At 69.3% G+C, this 1595-nt stretch carries 1 protein-coding gene; it reads left to right on the top strand.

What is annotated here, in order from left to right:
- A partial coding sequence (locus ACXJKJ_RS30060) for a pectate lyase family protein (RefSeq protein WP_457394990.1) occupies positions 1-1595 on the top strand: 1595 nt, incomplete at both ends.

The following is a 1595-nucleotide window of genomic DNA, read 5'->3' as shown; positions in this document are numbered from 1 at the left end:
GCGGGGGAGGCCAGGAGAACCCCGCGAGCATCGCCTCGCCGCAGTCGAGCGAGCAGGCCTCGGCTAGCCGCCTTGATGCACCGGCAGCCAGCACTGAGACCGCCACCGCCAAGGCCATGGCCACGCGTGACCCGCGCCCGGTGACGCCGCCGCCCGCGCCGGTCATCGACGCCGTCAGCCTGACCGACACGACCGCGCCGCTGCTGTTCGACGTTGGCACCCGCAGCTATGCGGCGCCGGCCACCATCAGCGGCCTGCACAACCCGAGCAACTATCGCGCGGCGCCCAAGCTGCCGGCCTGGCAGTTCGCCACCGTCGACCCGACCGGCGGCCAGCTGACCTTCGAGCGCGAGACGGCACCCGACACCGGCTGGCACAACCGGTCGCGCAAGGGCAGGGTGCTGGTCACCGGCGGCTCCTCGGCCGCGGCGAACCGCGTCTATACGGTGTTCAACAAGGAGCAGCTGCTGGCGGCTCTGCGCGAGGCGAAGAACGAGCCCAAGATCATCCGCATCGTCGGCCACATCGATTTCCGCTGGCGCGATGGCAACACGGTGTTCGAGGAGTACACGGGCTTCCTGGACCAGAAGAACGGCGGCTCCTTCTCCATCCCGTCCAACACGACGCTGGTGGGCATCAACGACAGCAACGGCCGCCCGGCGCGCATCACCGGCACCCAGCTGCTGATCGGCATCGAGGCCGCACTGGCGCCCGGCGGCGACCCCGAGGCCGATTTCAAGACCTGGGTCGCGGCGGGCAAGGACCCGGAGGCCTACCCGACCTGGACGCGCAACATCATCCTGCGCAACCTGGCCATCGACACGCCCTGGGACGTCAACCCCGAGGACAGCGACAACGCCTACATGGACGGCCTGACTGTCACGCGCGGCCAGCAGATCTGGCTCGACCACGTGACCATCAGCGATGGCGACACGCCCGATTCGCTGGCCAGCGACACGCGCCACGACGGCGCGCTGGACGTGGTGCGTGGCAGCGACTACGTGACCATTTCCAACAGCGTCTTCAGCAAGCACCACAAGAACAGCCTGATCGGCAACGGCGACTCCGGCCGCGCCTGGAGCGACGCCGGCCGCCTGCACGTGACGCTGACCGGCAACTGGTGGAACTACGCCTACAGCCGCCTGCCGCTGGTGCGCTTCGGCCAGCTGCACATGTACAACAACCTCGTCACCGGCAGCACGACGACGAGCGACAACGACATGAAGTTCGGCTCGGGCCTGGACGCGCGCTACCAGTCCGACGTCATCAACGAGAACAACTTCTACGAGTTCACCGGCCTCAAGCCCAAGGAGGTCTGCGGCAAGCTGGCCGGCGGCAAGGACGCGATCTCGATGCGCAGCAGCGGTCATCGCTTCATCAGCGACAAGGACGACCTGGGCAAGCCGATGACCGCCGTTGTCGACATCGAGCTGCAGGGCTGCGAGGGCGTGCCGGTGGCGCAAAACTGGGTGCCGCCGTATGCCTACACGCTGCGCACGGCCGACGCCGCGCGCGGTGCCGTGCAGGCGGCGGCCGGTGCCGGCCGCGTGGGCCTGTTCGCCGCCCAGGGCCCCGTGCCCGCGCCGCTGCCCGGT

The sequence above is a fragment of the Roseateles sp. P5_E1 genome (assembly GCF_054049335.1).
The sequence above is the reverse complement of the archived record's forward strand: the minus strand, read 5'-3'. Positions and strand labels throughout refer to the sequence as shown.